Annotated in this window: 17 protein-coding genes; 14 read left to right on the top strand and 3 right to left on the bottom strand. The window is 64.6% G+C overall.

Annotation, left to right across the window (positions count from 1 at the left end; genetic code table 11):
* Nucleotides 1–97: 97 nt before the first annotated feature.
* The 3 genes from NJ4_RS23845 to NJ4_RS23835 all read right to left on the bottom strand — a co-directional run bounded on the left by NJ4_RS23845 (nucleotide 98) and on the right by NJ4_RS23835 (nucleotide 2,991).
* Nucleotides 98–1,564, bottom strand: coding sequence for a TRAP transporter large permease (locus tag NJ4_RS23845; RefSeq protein ID WP_067441619.1), 1,467 nt, complete (start codon nucleotides 1,562–1,564; stop codon nucleotides 98–100).
* A 48-nt stretch (nucleotides 1,565–1,612) separates the two neighbouring features.
* Complete coding sequence (locus NJ4_RS23840; RefSeq protein WP_169799326.1) at nucleotides 1,613–2,110, bottom strand: TRAP transporter small permease; 498 nt, start codon at nucleotides 2,108–2,110, stop codon at nucleotides 1,613–1,615.
* 131 nt (nucleotides 2,111–2,241) lie between these two features.
* Nucleotides 2,242–2,991, bottom strand: a complete 750-nt coding sequence (locus tag NJ4_RS23835) for an SDR family NAD(P)-dependent oxidoreductase (RefSeq protein ID WP_082749099.1) — start codon at nucleotides 2,989–2,991, stop codon at nucleotides 2,242–2,244.
* A 158-nt stretch (nucleotides 2,992–3,149) separates the two neighbouring features.
* On the opposite strand from NJ4_RS23835, the gene NJ4_RS25360 reads away from it, so the two are divergent.
* From NJ4_RS25360 to NJ4_RS23770, 14 genes are all read left to right on the top strand, one after another.
* Nucleotides 3,150–3,359, top strand: coding sequence for a ferredoxin (locus NJ4_RS25360; protein ID WP_082749101.1), 210 nt, complete (start codon nucleotides 3,150–3,152; stop codon nucleotides 3,357–3,359).
* A gap of 4 nt (nucleotides 3,360–3,363) precedes the next feature.
* Nucleotides 3,364–4,545, top strand: coding sequence for an NAD(P)/FAD-dependent oxidoreductase (locus NJ4_RS23830; RefSeq protein ID WP_067441611.1), 1,182 nt, complete (start codon nucleotides 3,364–3,366; stop codon nucleotides 4,543–4,545).
* A gap of 126 nt (nucleotides 4,546–4,671) precedes the next feature.
* Nucleotides 4,672–6,135, top strand: a complete 1,464-nt coding sequence (locus tag NJ4_RS23825; RefSeq protein ID WP_174524632.1) for an aldehyde dehydrogenase family protein — start codon at nucleotides 4,672–4,674, stop codon at nucleotides 6,133–6,135.
* Between the two features lie 62 nt (nucleotides 6,136–6,197).
* Entirely contained in the window at nucleotides 6,198–7,301 is a 1,104-nt protein-coding gene (locus NJ4_RS23820) for a sugar ABC transporter substrate-binding protein (protein ID WP_082749097.1), read from the top strand.
* Entirely contained in the window at nucleotides 7,298–8,842 is a 1,545-nt protein-coding gene (locus NJ4_RS23815; protein WP_217996979.1) for a sugar ABC transporter ATP-binding protein, read from the top strand. The genes NJ4_RS23820 and NJ4_RS23815 overlap by 4 nt, the downstream gene beginning before the upstream one ends.
* The gene (locus NJ4_RS23810; RefSeq protein ID WP_067441605.1) at nucleotides 8,839–9,825 is read left to right on the top strand and encodes an ABC transporter permease; all 987 of its coding nucleotides are present in this window, start codon (nucleotides 8,839–8,841) and stop codon (nucleotides 9,823–9,825) included. The genes NJ4_RS23815 and NJ4_RS23810 overlap by 4 nt, the downstream gene beginning before the upstream one ends.
* A complete protein-coding gene (locus NJ4_RS23805) occupies nucleotides 9,825–10,865 on the top strand; it encodes an ABC transporter permease (protein ID WP_067441603.1) in 1,041 nt (346 codons plus the stop codon). The genes NJ4_RS23810 and NJ4_RS23805 overlap by 1 nt, the downstream gene beginning before the upstream one ends.
* Entirely contained in the window at nucleotides 10,862–12,472 is a 1,611-nt protein-coding gene (locus NJ4_RS23800; RefSeq protein WP_067441600.1) for a GMC family oxidoreductase, read from the top strand. Before NJ4_RS23805 ends, NJ4_RS23800 begins: the two co-directional genes overlap by 4 nt.
* A gap of 68 nt (nucleotides 12,473–12,540) precedes the next feature.
* Nucleotides 12,541–13,701: an epoxide hydrolase family protein gene (locus NJ4_RS23795; RefSeq protein WP_067441597.1), complete on the top strand. Its 1,161-nt coding sequence runs from the start codon at nucleotides 12,541–12,543 to the stop codon at nucleotides 13,699–13,701.
* A gap of 183 nt (nucleotides 13,702–13,884) precedes the next feature.
* Entirely contained in the window at nucleotides 13,885–15,012 is a 1,128-nt protein-coding gene (locus NJ4_RS23790; protein WP_067441594.1) for a thiamine pyrophosphate-dependent enzyme, read from the top strand.
* Nucleotides 15,009–15,980, top strand: coding sequence for an alpha-ketoacid dehydrogenase subunit beta (locus tag NJ4_RS23785; RefSeq protein ID WP_067441591.1), 972 nt, complete (start codon nucleotides 15,009–15,011; stop codon nucleotides 15,978–15,980). Before NJ4_RS23790 ends, NJ4_RS23785 begins: the two co-directional genes overlap by 4 nt.
* Nucleotides 15,981–16,007: 27 nt before the next feature.
* A complete protein-coding gene (locus tag NJ4_RS23780; protein WP_174524631.1) occupies nucleotides 16,008–17,171 on the top strand; it encodes a dihydrolipoamide acetyltransferase family protein in 1,164 nt (387 codons plus the stop codon).
* A gap of 3 nt (nucleotides 17,172–17,174) precedes the next feature.
* A complete protein-coding gene (locus NJ4_RS23775; protein ID WP_082749096.1) occupies nucleotides 17,175–18,152 on the top strand; it encodes a DMT family transporter in 978 nt (325 codons plus the stop codon).
* 155 nt (nucleotides 18,153–18,307) lie between these two features.
* On the top strand, nucleotides 18,308–18,703 hold the full coding sequence (locus NJ4_RS23770; protein ID WP_067441580.1) for a VOC family protein: 396 nt from the start codon (nucleotides 18,308–18,310) through the stop codon (nucleotides 18,701–18,703).
* Nucleotides 18,704–18,764: the final 61 nt, after the last annotated feature.

Raw genomic sequence — 18,764 nt, 5'->3', positions numbered from 1 at the left:
ATCGAGCTGTTTGACTGTCTTCAACGCTGAACCTTCCTTGCGAACCGGTGTCGGGCAGCATCAGGGTGATGGGGTGTGACTGTCCGTACTCGACGGTTCACGCAAGGCCTGCCCAGCGCGGCAGGAACAGGATCAGGTCGGGGAACGTGAAGAGGACCGCGGTGAACACCAGATCGAGGACGACGAAAGGAACCAAGGCCCGGAAGACCTTCTCGACCGGCACCCCCGCGATCGAGGAGATGATGAAAGCGTTCACCCCGACCGGAGGCGTGATCAAGCCGATCTCGATCAACTTGAGAACCAGGATGCCGAACCAGATGCCGTCGAAACCGAGCTCAAGCGCGACGGGAGCGATGATGGGGACGGTCAGGAGAAGGATGGAGAGACCGTCCAGGAAGGCGCCGAGTGGGATCAGCATCAGGAGGATCAACCCGATGGTGAGTTCCGGCGGTAGCGTCAATCCGGCGACCCATTCGGAGATCTGAATCGGCACCCCGGAGAGCGCGAGCGCATAACTGAAGATCGCACCACCGATGAGCAGCAGAAATATCATGCTGGTTACCTGTGAGGCTTCTGTGATCGAGCGCCACAACAGAGTGATGATCGAGATCTCGCCGCGCTTTCGGGCGATGATCGCGATCACCAAGGCCGCGAACGCGCCGATTGCACCCGCCTCGGTCGCGGTGAAGATGCCGCCGTACAGGCCGCCGACCACCACCAGAAACAGAATCGCGGCATAGACGAGTGAGGCGGCGTCGCTCCGGAACTCCTTGGCCCCTGCGGCTCCTGTCCCACCGTCACCAGAGCTGGCTCCGCCGCTGGTCCTCGCAGGCGGAGCCTCCACCGTGGCCGTACGCGTCAGGGTGCCGACACCGGCAGCCGAGGAACCCGATGGCGCCAGGGTCAGCGATGACTCGGCGGGCGGCGACACAGACGGGATCTGCAGTGCGTGAGTTCGGGTGCGGAAGCCGTTCAAGATGACGTAGCCGGCGAGAACCACGGCGGACATGACACCCGGCAGAACCCCGGCCATGATCATCGCGCTCACCGATTGCTCGGCGATGATTGCGTAGAGAATGATGGTGACGCTGGGCGGAATCAGCGCAGCGAAGGCGCCTGCAGCCGCGACCACCGCTGCGGCGTAGGCGCGCGAGTAGCCGTTGCGGCTCATCTCCGCAACAGAGATGCGACCGAAGGTTGCCACGTCTGCCGCACTGGACCCCGAGATTCCGCTGAAGATCGAGGTCGCCACCACGGTCGTCGCAGCCAAACCTCCTGGCAGGCGACTCACCAGGCGGTTCACGGCGCGGAAGATGCGCGTGCCCAGGCCGGCATGGGAGATGAGTGAGCCGAGTAGGACATACATGGGGATGACGACCAACGCGTACTTGGCGGTGGCGCTGTACGGCGTCGCCTTCAACGTTGCGGCAGCTGTCGCGGGATCGGCCAACAGGACCACGGCGAAGAGCCCCGATCCACCGATGGCCAGTGCAATGGGGACCTCAAGGGCAATCAGAACCAGAAAGGAAACGATCGCAAGGGCAATGATGACTTCGGGGCTCATGAACGCTCCTTGGTGGCAGGGAACCAAAAGTTTGAGGAGATGCGAGGGCTAGGGCAGGCCCTCGAACTCGGTGTCGGTGGCGACCTGGTTCAGTCGGAGTCGCCGCAGTTGCACCAGGAAGTCGATCGCCAGAGCGATGCACAGTGCCCCCAGACCGATGGGGATGGTGACCTTGGCCGGCCACAGCGGGACGTTCACGAGACCGAATCTGTACTCGCCGACTTCGTAGGACAGCTGGGCCGCCTGTGCGGACAAAGAGGTCATCCAACCGACGAAGATGCAGGAACCCAGCGAGGCCAGCGCCCGTACTGCGTGTGCGGCACGGGCGGGCAGCTTGTTCGTGACGATGGGTGACTTGATGTGCTGCCCAGCGAGCTGGGCTCCCACCATGCCGAGGAAGACGATCCCGACAAGCAGGACTTCGCTGAACTCAACTACGCCCTTGACGCCATGACCGCGAGCCTCGCGTTGCGTGACATCAAGGACCGTCAAGGCCATCAGGGTGAGAATGCCGAGGCCCGCGACGGTGGACAGCACATGGCCCATGATTCGTACCGGAGCTGGCTGACTGTGAGTTGCTTCGTGCGACATGATTCTAGAGTCGCTGTGACGGGGGTCTCTGTCGATGTGAGTTGTCATAGAAGCGGGTCGACGGGATGTGGGTCTCCCCAATCTGTTCACACAGCCGTCATGCCGGCGTCGACGGTCAATGTCTGACCCGTCATGTAGCGCGCCTCAGTGGAGAGAAGGAAGCAGACGACGCTGGCCATCTCCGGCGGCATGGCAACCCGGCCGAGCATCACGTTGCTTGAAAGAGAGCTCAGTCCTTCTTCCAGTGACTCGCCCTGCTGGGCGTACAAGTCCTCAGTCATCTCCGTGAGCGTGTGGCCCGGAGACAGCGCATTGACGCGGACCGTCGGGCCGAGTTCCAGGGCAAGGTGTCGGGTCAGTGGGGGGATCGTTCCCTTCGAGGCGGCATACAGACCGCGATTGGCCCGCGCGATGTCCACGACGACTGACGAAGTGTTCACGATCGACCCGTTGGGGGAGTCACGCAGCGCCGGGGCAGCGGCCTGGCAGACATTGAGCGTGCCGACCGCGTTGATCATGAACTGATCGACGAACTCCTGAGGATCCGCTGTGATCGCCTCGGTCGGAATCAGAACCGCCGCGCCGTTGTAGACGCTGTCGATGCGTCCGAACTGGCGCACGGTCTCGTCGACGGCGCGACGTACGGCGGCGGCGTCGGAGACGTCCGTCGGCACAGCAAGAGCCCCGGGACAGTCAGCAGCCACGCGTTCGAGCGACGCCGGCCGTCGCCCAAGCAGCACGACCCGCCCACCCTCACTGGCGTATTGACGCGCAACCGCTGCTCCGATGCCGGAACCGGCGCCCGTGCACACCAATACGTGATCCTCAAAGCGCATGACCCAACCCTTCGTCGACTGAGCCACCGAGTCTGTCGGCAGCCGCAAGCGGTCCGCTACCGCAAGATCAACAGCGAACCGGTCGCCTGTTGTGGAGCCTCACATTGTCGGTGTCGTGCCCGCCCGCGGAGAATGACTGCTCCGACGAACGTCTTTCAATGGCCAACAGGAGGAGACCCGTGAAGGTCGAGATAGAGCGAGAACGGTGCATCTCGAGTGGAAACTGCGTCCTGGTGAGTCCGAACGTCTTCGACCAGGACGACCATGCCATCGTGCGACTGCACACTGACACGGTCGACGAACCGGACGTGGCGTCCGTCGAGGAAGCAGTTGAAGGCTGCCCAGCCGCCGCCATCTCCATCACGTGATGCGATGACAGGCGGAGGCGTCGACAGCTCGGTTGTGGTGGTGGGTGCCGGGGTGGCCGGCGCCAGCACCGTGCAGGCCCTGCGTCGACGCGGTCACACCGGTCCGATCGTCGTGCTCGGTGCTGAGTCGACTGGACCTTACGAGCGGCCACCGCTCGCCAAGGGTTACCTCCGGGGTGATGAGGACGCGTCGACACTGGCCTCACCGACCTCGCAACTCGAGGGGGTGGCCTGGCATCTGGGTTCATCGGTGATCGGGACCGATCTGGATGCCCAGTGGGTAATGGATGAGCACGGGGATCGACACAGCTTCGACCATCTCGTCGTGGCGACCGGCGCAACACCTCGACGGTTGAACCTTCCCTTCGGGACTCTGACGCTGCGCACGGTCAGCGACGCGAACGAGTTGAAGGCCCGACTCACACCGGGTGCTCAGCTGGTCGTGGTCGGTGGAGGATTCCTCGGGTTCGAGGTCGCCGCGACAGCTCGTCAGCTGGGTGTCGAGGTGACGGTCGTGGAGCTTTCGTCCCAACCGTTCGCGGATCGCCTGGGAGCTCGTGCTGCGGGTGCACTGCTCGCACTGCACTGCGCTCATGGAGTGCGCATCGAAGCAGGCACCCGCGTCATAGACGGGGAGCGGCGGGGCGACGGCGCCGTGATCGAGCTCGCCAACGGCGAGACACTCGACGCTGACGTGGTGCTGGAGTCCGTAGGTGCCGTCCCCGATCTCTCGTGGCTGACGAGTGCGGGACTGGAGCAGGAGTCCGGACTGCTGTGCAATCAGTACTGCGAGGCAGCTCCGGGTGTCTGGGCCGTGGGCGATGCCGCACGCTTCTGGCACAGCGGGTACGCACGCTATGTGAGACTCGAGCACAGAACCAACGCGAGTGAACAGGCTGCCGCGGTCGCTGCCGGAATTCTGGGCAAGCGGAACAGATATGCACCGGTCCCGTTCGTGTGGACCGACCACTACGACACACGCATCCAGATCGCGGGGGCCATCGCAGCGGTGGGCCTCGGTGTGGTCGACCACCACGACAACGGCGCTTGGGTGGAAACGTTCCACCAATCGGGGGACCTTGTCGGTGGCGTTGCGTGGCGCGCGATCAAGGAGTTTCAGAGCTGCCGGCGTGATTTGCTCGCGAGGGCGCGCGAATGGCCGGACGTCGATCCCCCCACGTCGTGATCGCCACGCGTGGAAAACCCCACAACCTGCGCGTCGGGACTTGGGTGACGCCACATTGAGCCCTCCTTGCGTGGCTGAGATGTTCGTCTCATCAGGGGTGTGATGCCCCACACACAAGGAGGATCGATGACCGCAACGACCACGCAGGTGTCCCAGATGGCAGTCCCGCATGCAGGTGAGCTCTTCATCGGCTCCCGGTGGGTCGGGCCGTCCTCTGACCACGTTGTCGACGTGGTGTCGCCGATCGACGGATCCGTCGTGTCCACGCTTCCGGCGGTGACCATCGAGGATGCCAAGGCAGCGGTGTCGATGGCTCGGATGGCATTTCTCGATGGTCCCTGGCCGACGATGCCCGTGTCAGATCGCATCTCTGTCGTCGAACGATTCCTCGATCTCCTCGAGGAGGGCCTCGACGCCACGAACTTGGCATGGGCGACCGAGGCCGGTGTGCCCTTGACGACGGCTGCTGCCTTCGGTGGGGGCCTGTCACTCTCCGGCCGGGATTCCCTGCGGCTCGCCGCCGAGCTTTCCTTCGTGGAGGAACGTGACACTGCGGGCGGTCGTGTCGTGGTCCGGCGCGAGGCACTCGGCCCCGTTCTGGCAGTCATGACCTACAACGGCCCCACGACTGAGATCGGGCTGTCCGTCATCCCTTCTCTGCTCGTGGGCAATCCGGTGATCGTCAAGCTGCCGCCTGAGTGTCGCATGGTCGGCCACTTCCTGGCCGACGCTGCCGACAAGGCTGGCTTTCCTGAGGGCGTCATCAGCTTTCTCACCGCTGACACCGACGTCAGCAAATACCTCGTGGCTCACGAAGCCGTGGCAGGCGTCCACTTCACCGGCGGCACCGAAATCGGGGGTGAGGTCGCAGCCGTGACCGGCCGCCGGATCGCCCGTTGCACCCTGGAGCTTGGTGGCAAGTCCGCTGCCATCGTCCTCGACGACGCCGACCTCGATAAGACGCTGCCGATGCTCATGGTCATGACCACGCTTCAGGGGCAGGTGTGCAACGCGCTCACCCGCATCCTCGTCTCCAGGGCACGACACGACGAAGTGGTCGCTCGCCTGGTCGAAGCGTTCGCAGACATCAAGGTGGGCGACCCACGGGACCCGGAGACTATGTTTGGCCCCTTGCCGACCGAGCGCGTTCGGGCACGCTCCGAGGGCTACATCGAGCGGGCCGTTGCGGCGGGTGCGAAGGTCGCCTCGGGTGGCGGCCGGCCGGTCGGCCGTGACCGGGGCGTGTTCCTCGAGCCGACCCTCTTGGTCAACGTGACCAATGAGATGGAGGTGGCACGCAATGAGATCTTCGGACCTGTCTTCTGTGTCATCCCGTACGACGACGTCGACGAGGCGGTGGCGATCGCGAATGACAGCCCGTTCGGTCTCGCCGGTGCTGTGTTCACCGAGGACGATCACCTGGCGCAGGAGATCGCGGCCCGCGTGCGTGTGGGCACCTTCTGGATCAACGCTGCGGCCCCCTGCCTCACCGCGCCCTACGGCGGGATGAAGGCGACCGGGCACGGCCGTGTCGGAGGCCCGGAAGGGTTCTTCGACCTGACAGCGCTCAAGCAGATCGTCACGGGGTGAACCCCGCCCAGGACTCCTACGGGCCGAACCGGCCACACCCTTTGACAGAAAGCGACCCACTCATGCGTCCCACATTTCTACGGCGAACCCGGGGTGCGCTCCTGGCTGCCTTTGTTGCCGGCACGATGATGCTCTCAGCGTGCTCCAGTTCGAGCGGGTCCAACTCCAACCCGGACTCGAAGGAGATCGTCGCCTTCATGCCGTCGTCCGCCAACTCGTACTTCGTGCGGTACTTCGACCAGGCCAAAGCTGAAGCGGCCGACCATGGCTACAAGATCAAGATCATCGAGAACGACTTCGACCAGGCCGAGCAGGACCAGCAGATCCAGCAGTTCATTGCCAGCGGCGAGCGTCCGGCGGCTGTGATCTTCTGGCCGAGCACCTCGGAGGCAGCGGTCAACAATGCGCGCCAGCTGTCGCGTCTGGCGCCGGTCGTCCAGGTAGGACTGCAAGTGCTTCCGGAGGCGGAGGACTACGTCGCCGCCTTCGAAGGCCAGGACGACGTGACCGTCGGGGAGATGGCCGGCGGCCTTGCACTCGAGGCGCGTGAGGAGGCCATCAAACAGGGGAACCTCGACGAAGGCGAACCGGGCAACCTCATCGAGTTCTCCTTCCCGGAGAACTACAGCGCTGGGGCTGCCCGATCCAGCGGATTCGCGGAAGCCACCAAGGAAGCGCCGTTCAAGGTTCTCCGGAAGGAGTACGCCGGCTTCGACGCCACGGCCGGCTTCGAGAGCGCCAACAGCCTCATCCCGCGCTTCAAGGATGACGGCATCGATGTCGTCTACGTCCACAACGCGGAGATGGCTGTCGGGGTCGTGCGTGCACTCGAACAGAACGGGCTCAAGCCGGGCAAGGACGTGACGGTCGTGGTCGGCGACGCGAACGGCGGGAAGGCACTTATCTCCAAGGGAAAGATCTTCGGTGCTGTCGTGCAGTCACCATCCATCGACGCGATCCTCGCTGTGCGAACGGCTGTGCGCCTGCACAAGCACGACGGGGAGAGCAGCGAGGGCGTGGAGCGAGTCGAGCCGACCCCGGAGCTCCCCGAGATGCCAGATGCCGAGCCCAAGAGCATCACCCTCATGCCCCTGCTCGAGGTGACACCGGACAACTACGAGTCCCTCAAACTGTGGGACCTCGGCTTCAAGGATCTGATCACGTGACGGTCCCTGGTGCGGTCCCGTCAGCCGCGGCAAGCCTGACCGATGCCGAACCACTGCGGCTGGAGATGACTGGCATCCGGAAGAGGTACGGAGCTGTCCGCGCCCTGCGCGAGATCAACTTCGAACTGCGTGCCGGCGAGGTGATGGCACTCCTCGGCGAGAACGGCGCGGGGAAGAGCACCATGGTCAAGGTGCTGGCAGGGCTGGCGCATGCCGACTCCGGTTCGATTCGGGTCGACGGCACGCCGGTGAGCCTTCACAGCCCTCGCCAGTCGCAGGAGTCGGGCGTTGCGGTGGTCCAGCAGGAGCACAGCTCGGTGCCCTGCCTCACCGTCGCCGAGAACCTGTTCATCGGCAGCCAGGTCGTCAGCGGGTTATGGACCAGACGGAGACTGCGGGCGAGGGCCCTTGAACTGCTCGAGACCGTTGGTCTGGACCATGTCGATCCGTCGACCATCACGGAGAACCTCACCGTTGCGGAGGTGCAGTTGCTGGAGATCGCCCGGGTCCTGGCCCGCGACGCGAAGATCCTGATCTTCGACGAGCCCACCGCAGCGCTCTCCGATGAGGCGATCGAGCGGGTGCTCACGGTCGTGCGCCGACTTGCCGAGCAGGGCCGAAGCATCATCTATGTGACGCATCGCCTTCCCGAGGTGTTCCGAATCGCTGATCGGGTCACTGTGGTCCGGAACGGTCGCAGCCTTGAGCCGAAGCGGACCTCCGACCTCGACGTCGCCGCATTGATCACCACCATGCTCGGCCGTGAACTCGAGACGATGTTCCCCGCCCGTGCGAGTATTGGGTCGCACGCACGTCTGACGCTGGACGGGATAACAGCCCCTGGGCTGGCGGAGCCGGTGTCCCTCGCTGTCAGGCGGGGCGAGATCCTAGGACTCGCGGGTCAACTGGGGTCTGGCGCCTCGGAGATCCTCAAGTCCGTCGCAGGGCTCACTGACGGAACGTCCGGCCGCATCTTCGTGGACGGAGAATCAGTCTCCACTGCCGGGCGACGGGCGGGTATCGAGGCCGGGATCGCGTACTGCTCATCGGACCGCAAACGCGACGGGATCTTCGGCAACGTGTCGATACTGGAGAACCTCTCGTCGCCGTGGCTGGGATCGGTCTCGCGTCACCGAGTCGTGTCGATGCCCGCGGAACGGCGTGAGGCATTGCGAGCAGCCCGCATGTTCGCGATCGACGAGACCCGCCTCAAGACACCCGTCGGGATGATGAGTGGCGGCAACCAACAGAAGGTGGCACTCGGACGCTGGATCGGCATCTCTCCGAAGGTGCTGCTCGTCGAGGAGCCGACGCGGGGTGTCGACGTCGGCGCCCGTGCCGAGATCTACAAGCACCTGCGAACGCTGTGTGACGACGGCATGTCGATTCTGGTGGCCTCCTCGGACACTGCGGAGCTCTTCGGCCTGTGTGACTCCATCGCGACGTTCTATCGAGGACGTGTCACAGCGAACCAGAGTCACGAGCAGTGGAGTGAACAGAGCCTGCTTCGCGAGGTAATGCATCAAGAAGGTGCCGCATGAGCACCGTCCAAGGTCCCGCTCAGGTCGCTGCAGCTGTCGACCCCGAGACGGCGTCCCAACGTGGTTCAGTGGCGCTGATCGCCGCGCCGGTGGTCGTCGTCTTCGTGCTTGCGAGCGTCGCATTCACCACACCCGGGTTCGGTAACTCGGCGAACCTGCGCGCGATTCTCGTGAGCGCGTCGGTTGTCGGTGTACTCGCGGTGGCCATGACACCGATCACGCTGTCGGGAAACTTCTTCTCTCTGGGGGTCCAACAGTCTGTGGTGCTGGCCGCGCTGTTGTCGCTCCACGGCTCCTCGCAGGGCTGGCACCCGGTCCGGATCGTGCTGACCGTGCTGCTCGCGCAGCTGGTGCTGGCCTGCGTGCAGGCGGTGATCGTCTCCGCGGGACTGAACCCGGTGATCACCACCTTGGCAGTGGGATCCGTGCTGTACGGCTTGATGAGCAAGCAGACAGAAGCGGCCACGCTCACCTCGGGCGGCAACGACATGACCTGGTGGGGATCCGCCGTCGTGTGGGGAGTGCCTGTGTCCGTGTTCTACTTCGTGGCCTTTACTGTCCTCATCAGTCTGCTGCTGCGGATGACTGTGACCGGTCGACACATCACCTTGATGGGAGCCAACGCGGAGTCCGCCAAGACTGCTGGGATCTCTCCCCGAGCGGTCTGCACGGCTGTCTTCGCGATCTTCGGTGTCGGGTGTGCCATTGCGGGGCTGATCCTGGCCTCCCAGATCGGGCAGGTTGCGGCGAACGACTTCCCGACGCTGACCATCGACGTGCTGGCTGCGGTGCTCGTGGGTGGCACGGCCATCGCCGGTGGTCACGGATCGGCAACTCGCTCAGCGTTGGGAGCAGTCTTCATGGCCTTTCTCTCGAACGTGCTGCTGCTCCATGACAGTGGAACCGGCACTCGCTTCGTGATCATCGGCGCTGCCGTGCTGGCGTCGGTGGTCGGCCGCCACCTACTGCGACGGGAATCGTGATGGTCATCGCATTCGCGCGTGCGTACGCGCTCCGTCTCGCGGTGCTCGGAGCCGTGACGGCGTACTTCCTCGCCTCCACGCCACAGCTCATCTCGACGTCGGGCGCCTTCGGCATCCTCGAGGGTTTTGGACTCCTCGGCCTGGTCGCTCTCGGTCTCGGCGTCACGATGATCTCCGGAGAACTCGATCTGTCGGCTGGCTCGATGGTGGCCCTTGCCTCGGTGACGACCATCCAGCTCGCGGACCTCGGTTTCGGCCTGGGTGGCGCGATCGCCGCGACGGCCGTGCTCGGTGCGCTGTTCGGCGGGTTGCAAGGCCTTTTGATCGGACGGCTCGGCGTGAGCTCACTGGTCTTCACATTGAGTACCTTGATCGGTCTGCAAGGTGTCGCGTACTGGGTCAGCGGCAGCAAGCCCTTGGTGTTGGACGAACTGACGCTCTCGGACCCGATGCTCACGAGACTGTGGATTCTGTCGCCATCGAGCATGGTGGCCGTTCTCGCCTTCGTGGTGGTGGGCTGTTGGCTGGGCGCCACCCGGTACGGTCGCGAGCTCTACGCGACCGGAGGTGCTCGCAACGAGGCGCGTTTGGCGGGTGTCAACGTCACGCGCAGCTTGACGATCAGCTTTGCCATCTGTGGCGGCTGCTCCGCACTGGCCGGTGCGCTGGCGGCGATGCGCAGTGGGAGCGCCGCCCCTGACAGCTTCCAGACCATTCTGTTCGCTGCGGTGGTTGCCGTCCTGATCGGTGGCGTTGGGCTCTTCGGCGGCAGGGGATCGGTGGTCAACGTGGCCATCGGCGTGCTGGTCGCTTCGATCGTCTCCAGCTCGATGTTCGCCAGCGGCTCCCCGACCTACGTCTCGGACCTGGCGATCGGACTCATCCTCGTCTTCATCGTCCTCGCCGAGTACGCCGCGCTGCGGCGCCGCATCGCGGGGAATCGCCATGCCCTCGTGCATGACGGGCAAGCCCAAGCAGGAGCGCGTGACGATGCCATGACGCTCCCGACCTCCAAAGAGAAACAAGGTGAACTGACATGAGCTTCGACTACATCATCGTGGGTGCCGGCTCAGCCGGGTGTGTGCTCGCCAATCGACTCACCGAAGACCCGGGAACGAGTGTTCTGCTCCTCGAAGCGGGCGGGGGTGACCGGCACCCGTGGCTGCACATCCCGAAGGGCTTCTTCTTCGCACTGTCGAGCGATCGGCACGTGAAGCACTACACGACCAACTCGTTCGGGCCGAACAACCAGGTGGAGCAGTGGGCTCGCGGGCGGGTCCTGGGTGGATCCAGCTCGGTCAACGGCATGATCTACAACCGCGGATGGTCGAACGACTATGACGAGGTCGAAGCACTCGGCAACCCGGGCTGGGGCTGGTCCGACATGCTTCCCGTCTTCCGGCGGATCGAGAACCATCAACTCGGTGCATCGGCGACTCGCGGCGCAGGGGGGCCGCTGTCGATCTCAATCCAGACACCGGAGGAGGCCTGCGACGCCATCATCGCCGCCGGCGAGCAGCTCGGCTGGAAGCACGTGGAGGATGTCAACGCCTCCGACGAGGAACGCATCGGCTACATGGCCTCCACCATCAAGAACGGGCTCCGGCAGAGCTCTGCGACCGCCTTCCTGCACCCCATCAAGCGACGCAAGAACCTCACCATCGAGACCAGGGTGCAAGCCAACAGGTTGATGTTCGACGGCAACCGGGTGATCGGAGTGACCGGGCGCCAGAACGGGGAGCTCAAGGAGTTCCGCGCCAAGAAGGAAGTCATCCTGAGCATGGGCAGCTTCGAGTCGCCCCTGATGTTGGAACGCTCCGGCATCGGTAGCGGCGAGGTCCTGGCCGCTGCCGGTATCGGTCAGCGGGTGGAGAGCCCGAACGTCGGGAACAGGATGCTCGAGCAACGCTCGACCGAGCTCCAGGCACGCCTGACCAAGAACATCGGCTACAACAAGCAGATCTCGAGCGCGGCCCGCTACCTCGCCACCGGTGCTCGTTATCTCGTGGAGCGCAAGGGCGTCATCGCCGTGGGCGCCATGGACGTTGCGGCGTACTACAAGTCGAGTCCCGAGGTCGAACGCCCGGACGTCCAGGGCGCCATCTCACCCATGTCCTTGAGTTCGGGCATGGGCGGGGCGGACAAGGTGCAGCACGGCAAGCTCATGCCGGAGAAGGAACCAGGCATTCGCCTGTTCGCCTACGCACTGCGACCGACCAGCGAGGGATCGATTCACACCACCGGGCCGGATCCGGAGGCGCCGCCGACGATCGTGCCGAACTACCTCGAGACGCAGCATGATCGTGATGTCACCGTGGGAGCACTTCGCCGCTATCGGGAGCTGATCGAACAGGGTCCACTCAAGGACCTTGTCGACCACGAGATCACACCGGGGCCGGCGGTGGAGACGGCCGAGCAGATCGTCGAGGACGCCATGACCAACGGATCATGCTGCTATCACGCACTGGCGACTTGTGCGATGGGACCGAACGACGAGGACGTCGTGGACTCCGAGCTGAGGGTTCGTGGTGTCGAGGGGCTTCGTGTCATCGACGCCTCTGTGTACCCGCGGATGATCTCCGGCAACTGCAACGGTCCGACCATGGCGCTGGCCTGGCGGGCTGCTGATCGCATTCTCGGTGCCTGAGAGTCCCTCGCCCGCAGACGCGTTCGCCGGTACTGGCTGGTTTCCCAGGTCACAACAGGAGAAGAACCATGAAGGCTGAACAGTTCGAGATCAACATCGAGCAGGAAGTCCTGGACGACGTTCGCAGGCGCTTGGAGCGAACTCGCCTGCCTGCGGACTACGCGAACGACGATTGGTCCTACGGCACGAACCGTGAGTGGCTCCGTGGTCTCGTGCGTCATTGGCTCGACGAGTACGACTGGCGTGTTCACGAACATGAGATGAATCAGTTCACCCACCACCGTGTGGTGATAGATGACGTGCCGATCCACTATCTGCACCAGAAGGGCAAGGGTCCGAACCCGAAGCCCTTGATCCTCACCCACGGATGGCCGTGGACGTTCTGGGATCTCAGGCACGTGATCGGCCCGCTGACGGACCCAGCGGCGTACGGAGGGGACCCCGCGGACTCCTTCGACGTGGTGATCCCGTCACTCCCGGGCTACGGGTTCTCCATGCCGCTGACGCGTACGGGGGTCAACTTCTGGAGCACTGCTGACCTGTGGGTCAAGCTCATGCGCGATCACCTGGGCTACGACAGATTCGCGGCCGAGGGCGGCGACTGGGGGGCGCTGGTCACTCAGCAGCTCGGGCACAAGTACAGCGAGCATCTGATCGGGTCTTACCTGACACTCGCGATCCCCCTCGACTTCATGGAAGCCGGTATCGGGTACGGCGACTACGAACCGCACGAGCAGGCTGCCGTGGACCGTGTCCAGGAGGTGTCGCACGCGGTGACCAGCCACATCGCGGTGAACGTCTCCGACCCCCAGTCATTCTCGTACGCGATGGACGACTCTCCGGCCGGGATGGCGGCGTGGCTCATCGAACGAAGACGGGCCTGGAGTGACTGTGGCGGGGTGGTGGAGAAGCGGTTCAGCAAGGATGAGCTCATCACCAACACCATGCTCTACTGGGTGACTGGGTCCTTCGTTACTGCCGCCCGCTTCTATGCCGAGCTCGCGCGCAACCCGTGGCGGCCCTCGCACGACAGGAGGCCTGTCGTGGAGGCCCCGACCGCGATCGGTGTCTTCCCCAAGGAGATCCTCATTCCGCCGCGCCGATGGGCGGAGGAGTACCACAACCTGAAGCGGTGGACCCCGATGACCGCTGGCGGTCACTTCGCACCGGCCGAGGAGCCCCAGCAGCTGGTGGCCGACGTCCGGGAGTTCTTCCGGGGCCGTACCTAGGAGGCTCGTCCTCGAACTTGTCGATTGTCACAATGCGCGCGGCATGGGTTGCGCCTCACCACAGTGAGGCAAGGGCGCTCCGCCGCTAGCGTTTCCGTGTCGGCCCACACCCAGGCCGCGGAAGTTGGCGCCCGTCTTCGCTGACGTGCTCCACGACTCAATGCCCACAGGTAAGGAGCCGTCATGACTGCCCTGCGCAGTGTTCCAGTCGCATCCCCGGAGAGGTCCGTCCAGGCGCTGTTGCCACGCGCTGCAGCGATCCCGACGCAGTACCTCTCGCCGGATGGCAATCTCACCGAGCAGGGTCGGGGAGCGCCCATCGATGACGCGTTGATGACCACAATGTTCCGCGACATGTACCTGGGTCGCCGCCTTGACCAGCAAGCCCTCAACCTTCAGCGACAAGGTGAGCTCGGGCTGTGGTTGATGAGCCTGGGTCAAGAAGCGTCCCAGGTCGGTTCGATCCGCGCCCTGCGCGACACAGATTACGTGTTCCCCAGCTACCGGGAGCACGTTGCCGGGCTCTGCCGTGGCCTCACCCCGACTCAATTGCTGTCGCAGTGGCGTGGCGTGGTGCATGCGGGCTGGGACTGGGAGGCGACCCGCTTCCACTTCTATTCGCTGGTACTGGGTTCGCAGACGCTTCACGCCACCGGATATGCCATCGGCCTCAAGCACGACGGAGTGGACGACGTGGTGCTCACCTACGTCGGCGACGGAGCCACCAGTCAGGGTGATGTCAACGAAGCACTCAACTGGGCCGCGGTGAATGATGCGCCCATTGTGTTCTTCTGTCAGAACAACAACTGGGCGATCTCGACGCCGAACCGGGCGCAGTACCGCGGGGCCCTACATCGAAGGGCCACGGGCTTCGGGTTGCGTTCCTACATCGTCGACGGGAATGACGCGCTGGCCGTGCACGACGTGACGCAGGCAGCGGTCAGCCACGCTCGCAACGGTGGGGGGCCGGTGTTCATCGAGGCCGACACCTACCGGATGGCCGGCCACAGCACCTCCGATGATCCGCGCCGCTACCGCGAGGATGCGGAGACAGAGGTGTGGAAGGCGCGGGACCCCATCACCCGCCTGGAGCTATACCTGCGGGCTAGCGGAGTCGACGACGACTACTTCTCCGAGGTCCGGGCCGAAGGTGATGACCTCGCGGAGTCGGTACGCAAGGCGTGTCTCCAACTCGAGGAACCGGTGTTGACCGATCTCTTCTCGAAGGTCTACGCAGAACAGCATCCTGTAATGGATCTGCAGCATGCCGAGCACCTGAGGTTCCTCTCCACGCTCGAGGCAGCTCAATGACCCAGATGACGATGGGCAAGGCGCTGAACGAAGGATTGCGTGCGGCGATGCAGGCCGATGACAAGGTCGTCGTTCTCGGCGAGGACATCGGTGCCCTCGGCGGTGTCTTCCGGATCACCGAGGGACTCCAGGACCAGTTCGGTCCACAGCGAGTCGTGGATACCCCACTGGCCGAGTCCGGCATCGTCGGCACCGCCATTGGGCTCGCCATGCGCGGCTATCGACCTGTCTGCGAGATCCAGTTCGACGGGTTCGTGTATCCGGGCTTCGACCAGATCGTCAGTCAGCTTGCGAAGATGCGCGCCCGGTCGGGCGGACGCCTCGCGATGCCCGTGGTGATCCGCATTCCGTGCGGCGGAGGGATCGGTGCCGTCGAACACCACAGTGAGTCCAATGAAGCCTACTTCGCGCACACAGCCGGATTGAGGGTCGTCTCCTGCGCGACACCCGAGGACGCATTTCACATGATCCAGCAGGCCGTTCTGTCAGATGATCCAGTCGTCTTCTTCGAACCGAAGCGTCGCTACTGGGACAAAGGAGACGTGGCCGACACGCCCTCGCTCGACTTGCACAGCGCCCGTGTAGTTCGAGCTGGAGCTGACGTGACCCTGGTCGCTCACGGTCCGAGTGTGAAAGTGGCCGAGCAAGCTGCGAGCTTTGCGGCCTCGGACGGAGTCGACGTACAGGTCGTGGACCTGCGATCGGTCTCCCCGCTCGACACGACGACACTCCATGCGTGCGCCCGGAGCACCGGACGCGTGGTCGTCGTCCACGAGGCATCGACCTTCCTGGGAATCGGTGCCGAGGTCGCCGCCTCCGTCACCGAGCACTGTTTCCGCGATCTGCAGGCGCCGGTGTTGCGTGTAGGTGCATATGACCTGCCGTATCCCCCGAGCAAGGCTGAAGACGACTTCCTGCCGGGTGTGGACCGCGTGCTCGATGCCCTCGAACGTTCGCTGTCCTACTAGGAGACCGCCGTGAACACCTATGACTTCATGCTCCCCGACGTGGGGGAGGGCCTCACCGAAGCTGACATCCTCCTCTGGCACGTCGAGGTGGGGGACTCAGTTGAACTGGATCAGACGATCGTCGAGATCGAGACTGCGAAGTCCGTCGTGGATCTGCCCAGCCCAGTGAGCGGCACGGTCGTCGAGCTCGGTGCGGCGGCGGGCGCGACCATTGTCGTCGGGGCGCTGCTGATCCGCCTGGAGGAGAAGAGTGCCGCCGTCCCGACTGAATCTGAGCTCATCGCGCCGGTGGCAGGCGAACCGGTGCCGGGTCCGCCTGGACCGAAGGTCCAGGCCAGAGAGCCCGTGCTGGTCGGCTACGGGGTGACCGACGACCGGGCAAGACGCCGTCACATCCGACTCGATCGGGACGACGGCGTACGTCGGGCAGCCCGTCCACCGATTCATCCTGGCCTCGTCCACACCAACGGTCAGGCCGCGATCGGTGCCGAACCGGAGCTGCGCACTCCGATCAAGGGGGTACGACGCGCGATGGCGGATGCCATGGTGCACTCGGCATTCACCGCTCCTCATGTGACGGAGTGGCTGGATGCGGACGTCACGGAGACGATGAGCCTGGTTCGACGCCTGCGCGCCGATCGTAGGTGGGCCCACCTACGGATCACCCCTCTGGTCGTCGTGGCACGAGCCCTGTTGTCCGCGATCCGCAGAAACCCACAGATCAACACGTCGTGGGACGAAGAAGCCCAGGAGATCGTGCAGTTGGCCCGGGTGAATCTTGGCGTCGCCGCGGCGACGCCTCGGGGCCTTGTCGTGCCCAACATCAAATCCGCAGACCTGCTGAGCTTCACCGAACTGACAGTAGCCCTGGCTGACCTGATCTCGACCGCGAGGGAAGGCCGCGTTCCCCCGGCCGACATGCGGGACGGCACCATCACCATCACCAACATCGGATCGCTCGGTGTGGTGGGCGGCACTCCGATTCTCAACCCGGGAGAGGCCGCAATCCTGGCGGTCGGTGCGATTCGCCAGATGCCCTGGGTCGTGGATGAGCGGATCGAGATCCGCGACGTCGTCCAGTTGGCGCTCTCCTTTGACCATCGACTGGTGGACGGAGCGCTGGGCGGCAAGATCCTGACTGACATTCGGGAGTACTTGGAAGACCCCGCCACCGCGATCGCCCTCGAGTAACAGGTGACGTCGACACCAACGCAGGGGCCCCTTGCGGTTGTTCTGGTCAACTCGGGGCGGCGTCCAAGACACCTTGTGACAGCGACTCTGACAGGTGCGGTGATCGCCGCACAGTCCCGCGTCAACGGGGGCCTGAGCGAAACACTGGGCAACACAGCACAAGCGGCATTCCTGTGCTTCCTCATTGCGTTCGTGACGTTGAGTGTCGTCGTCGCTGCCTCGCCAAGGGCACGGTCCGGGTTCCGCGCGGTCCGTGACGGGGTACGAGCCGGGACCCTGCATCCAGCCTGCCTGGTCGCGGGGCTGGGCGGAGCTGGATACGTCGCGGGCCAGACCTTCTCCGTGCCGCACATCGGCGTTGCCCTGTTCACCGTGTCGGCGGTCGCCGGACAGATTGTCTTCTCGCTCATCGCGGATCGACTCGGGCTCGGGTCCGTCGGGCGTCGGAACCTGACCCGGCGCAGATTCTTCGCGGCTGGTCTGTCGGTGGTGGCGATGGCGTGGGCAGTCTCGGACCGGTTGGGAGAAGTCGGCTTCGCCCAGGTCGCCATCGCGGCCGGGTTCGGGGCAGGTGCCGGTATCGCCATTCAGATGCCGCTCAACGGCCGGGTGGCGGTCAGTGCCCGTTCGAACCTGCTCTCCGGTTGGATGAACGCGTCGGTGGCCACGGTCGCGCTCTGCGCCCTGATGCTCTTCGGCTCCGTGGGCTCTGCCGAGCCGCTGAGCTGGGACTGGCAGCCGTGGTACCTCTATCTGGGTGGATTCATCAGCGCCACGAACGTCCTGCTGGTGACGTACGCCATCACGAAGGTGGGCGTGCTCGCCTTCTCCGTGTGCCAAGTCCTCGGCCTCGTCGTCGGGGCGGCCGCGGCGGACGCCCTGTCACCCATCACCGGAACGGGGATCACGTGGTCGATGGTCGGCGGGTGCGTGGTGTTGTTCATGGCCGTGAGCCTGCTGGTCACTGATCGCGCATCCTGACCCGCTCACCCCACGGGGCGTGCCAGCAGAATGCCACAGGCAAGTCTGCGTTTCTTGTGGCAGTTCACATGGATCGGGATCTTCGCATTGACCATGCTCTGTGTCAGTAGTCACACACAAGGAAACACTGATCAGACCAAGGAGCCGGTGAGGTCATGGAGTTTCGTTTCGACCACGTAAGTCTGTCGGTGGCAGATCTCGACGTCTCTGTTGCGTTCTATCGTGACGCACTCGGTTTCGAGGAATTGCCGCGGCCGGGCTTCGACTTTCCCGGGGCGTGGTTCTCTGTTGCCGGCGTGCCCGTGCACCTGACAACGGGTGGCACGACACGGGGTGCTGATGCACCGTTGCGGCCCAACGACCCCCATTTCGCCATCGCTGTGGTGGGGGACCTCGACGCCTTCCTGGCGGATCTCGCCGATCGGGGGGTCCCGGTGCACGAGCTCCAGGACTCGCCCGCGGCGGAGCGACAGACCTTCGTCAAGGATCCCGACGGCAACGTCATCGAGTTCTGCGTCTACGCCGATGCAGCCGCACAGAACGCGGGTTGAACCTTGGCTGCGACCGGCACAGCTGCCGGCCGCAGGTACGTGGTCTTTCATACAGCTATCG

Origin of the sequence: Nocardioides jensenii JCM 1364 = NBRC 14755, assembly GCF_001552535.1 — a bacterium.
Lineage (GTDB): Bacteria > Actinomycetota > Actinomycetes > Propionibacteriales > Nocardioidaceae > Nocardioides > Nocardioides jensenii.
The sequence above is the reverse complement of the archived record's forward strand: the minus strand, read 5'-3'. Positions and strand labels throughout refer to the sequence as shown.

Coding starts and splice junctions, on each gene's coding strand:
- NJ4_RS23785 (WP_067441591.1), top strand. CDS start 15,009: ATGACCCAGATGACGATGGGCAAGGCGCTGAACGAAGGATTGCGTGCG.
- NJ4_RS23835 (WP_082749099.1), bottom strand. CDS start 2,991: ATGCGCTTTGAGGATCACGTATTGGTGTGCACGGGCGCCGGTTCCGGC.
- NJ4_RS23825 (WP_174524632.1), top strand. CDS start 4,672: ATGACCGCAACGACCACGCAGGTGTCCCAGATGGCAGTCCCGCATGCA.
- NJ4_RS23810 (WP_067441605.1), top strand. CDS start 8,839: ATGAGCACCGTCCAAGGTCCCGCTCAGGTCGCTGCAGCTGTCGACCCC.
- NJ4_RS23790 (WP_067441594.1), top strand. CDS start 13,885: ATGACTGCCCTGCGCAGTGTTCCAGTCGCATCCCCGGAGAGGTCCGTC.
- NJ4_RS23830 (WP_067441611.1), top strand. CDS start 3,364: ATGACAGGCGGAGGCGTCGACAGCTCGGTTGTGGTGGTGGGTGCCGGG.
- NJ4_RS23845 (WP_067441619.1), bottom strand. CDS start 1,564: ATGAGCCCCGAAGTCATCATTGCCCTTGCGATCGTTTCCTTTCTGGTT.
- NJ4_RS23795 (WP_067441597.1), top strand. CDS start 12,541: ATGAAGGCTGAACAGTTCGAGATCAACATCGAGCAGGAAGTCCTGGAC.
- NJ4_RS23800 (WP_067441600.1), top strand. CDS start 10,862: ATGAGCTTCGACTACATCATCGTGGGTGCCGGCTCAGCCGGGTGTGTG.
- NJ4_RS23780 (WP_174524631.1), top strand. CDS start 16,008: ATGCTCCCCGACGTGGGGGAGGGCCTCACCGAAGCTGACATCCTCCTC.
- NJ4_RS23820 (WP_082749097.1), top strand. CDS start 6,198: ATGCGTCCCACATTTCTACGGCGAACCCGGGGTGCGCTCCTGGCTGCC.
- NJ4_RS23770 (WP_067441580.1), top strand. CDS start 18,308: ATGGAGTTTCGTTTCGACCACGTAAGTCTGTCGGTGGCAGATCTCGAC.
- NJ4_RS25360 (WP_082749101.1), top strand. CDS start 3,150: ATGGCCAACAGGAGGAGACCCGTGAAGGTCGAGATAGAGCGAGAACGG.
- NJ4_RS23805 (WP_067441603.1), top strand. CDS start 9,825: ATGGTCATCGCATTCGCGCGTGCGTACGCGCTCCGTCTCGCGGTGCTC.
- NJ4_RS23840 (WP_169799326.1), bottom strand. CDS start 2,110: ATGGGCCATGTGCTGTCCACCGTCGCGGGCCTCGGCATTCTCACCCTG.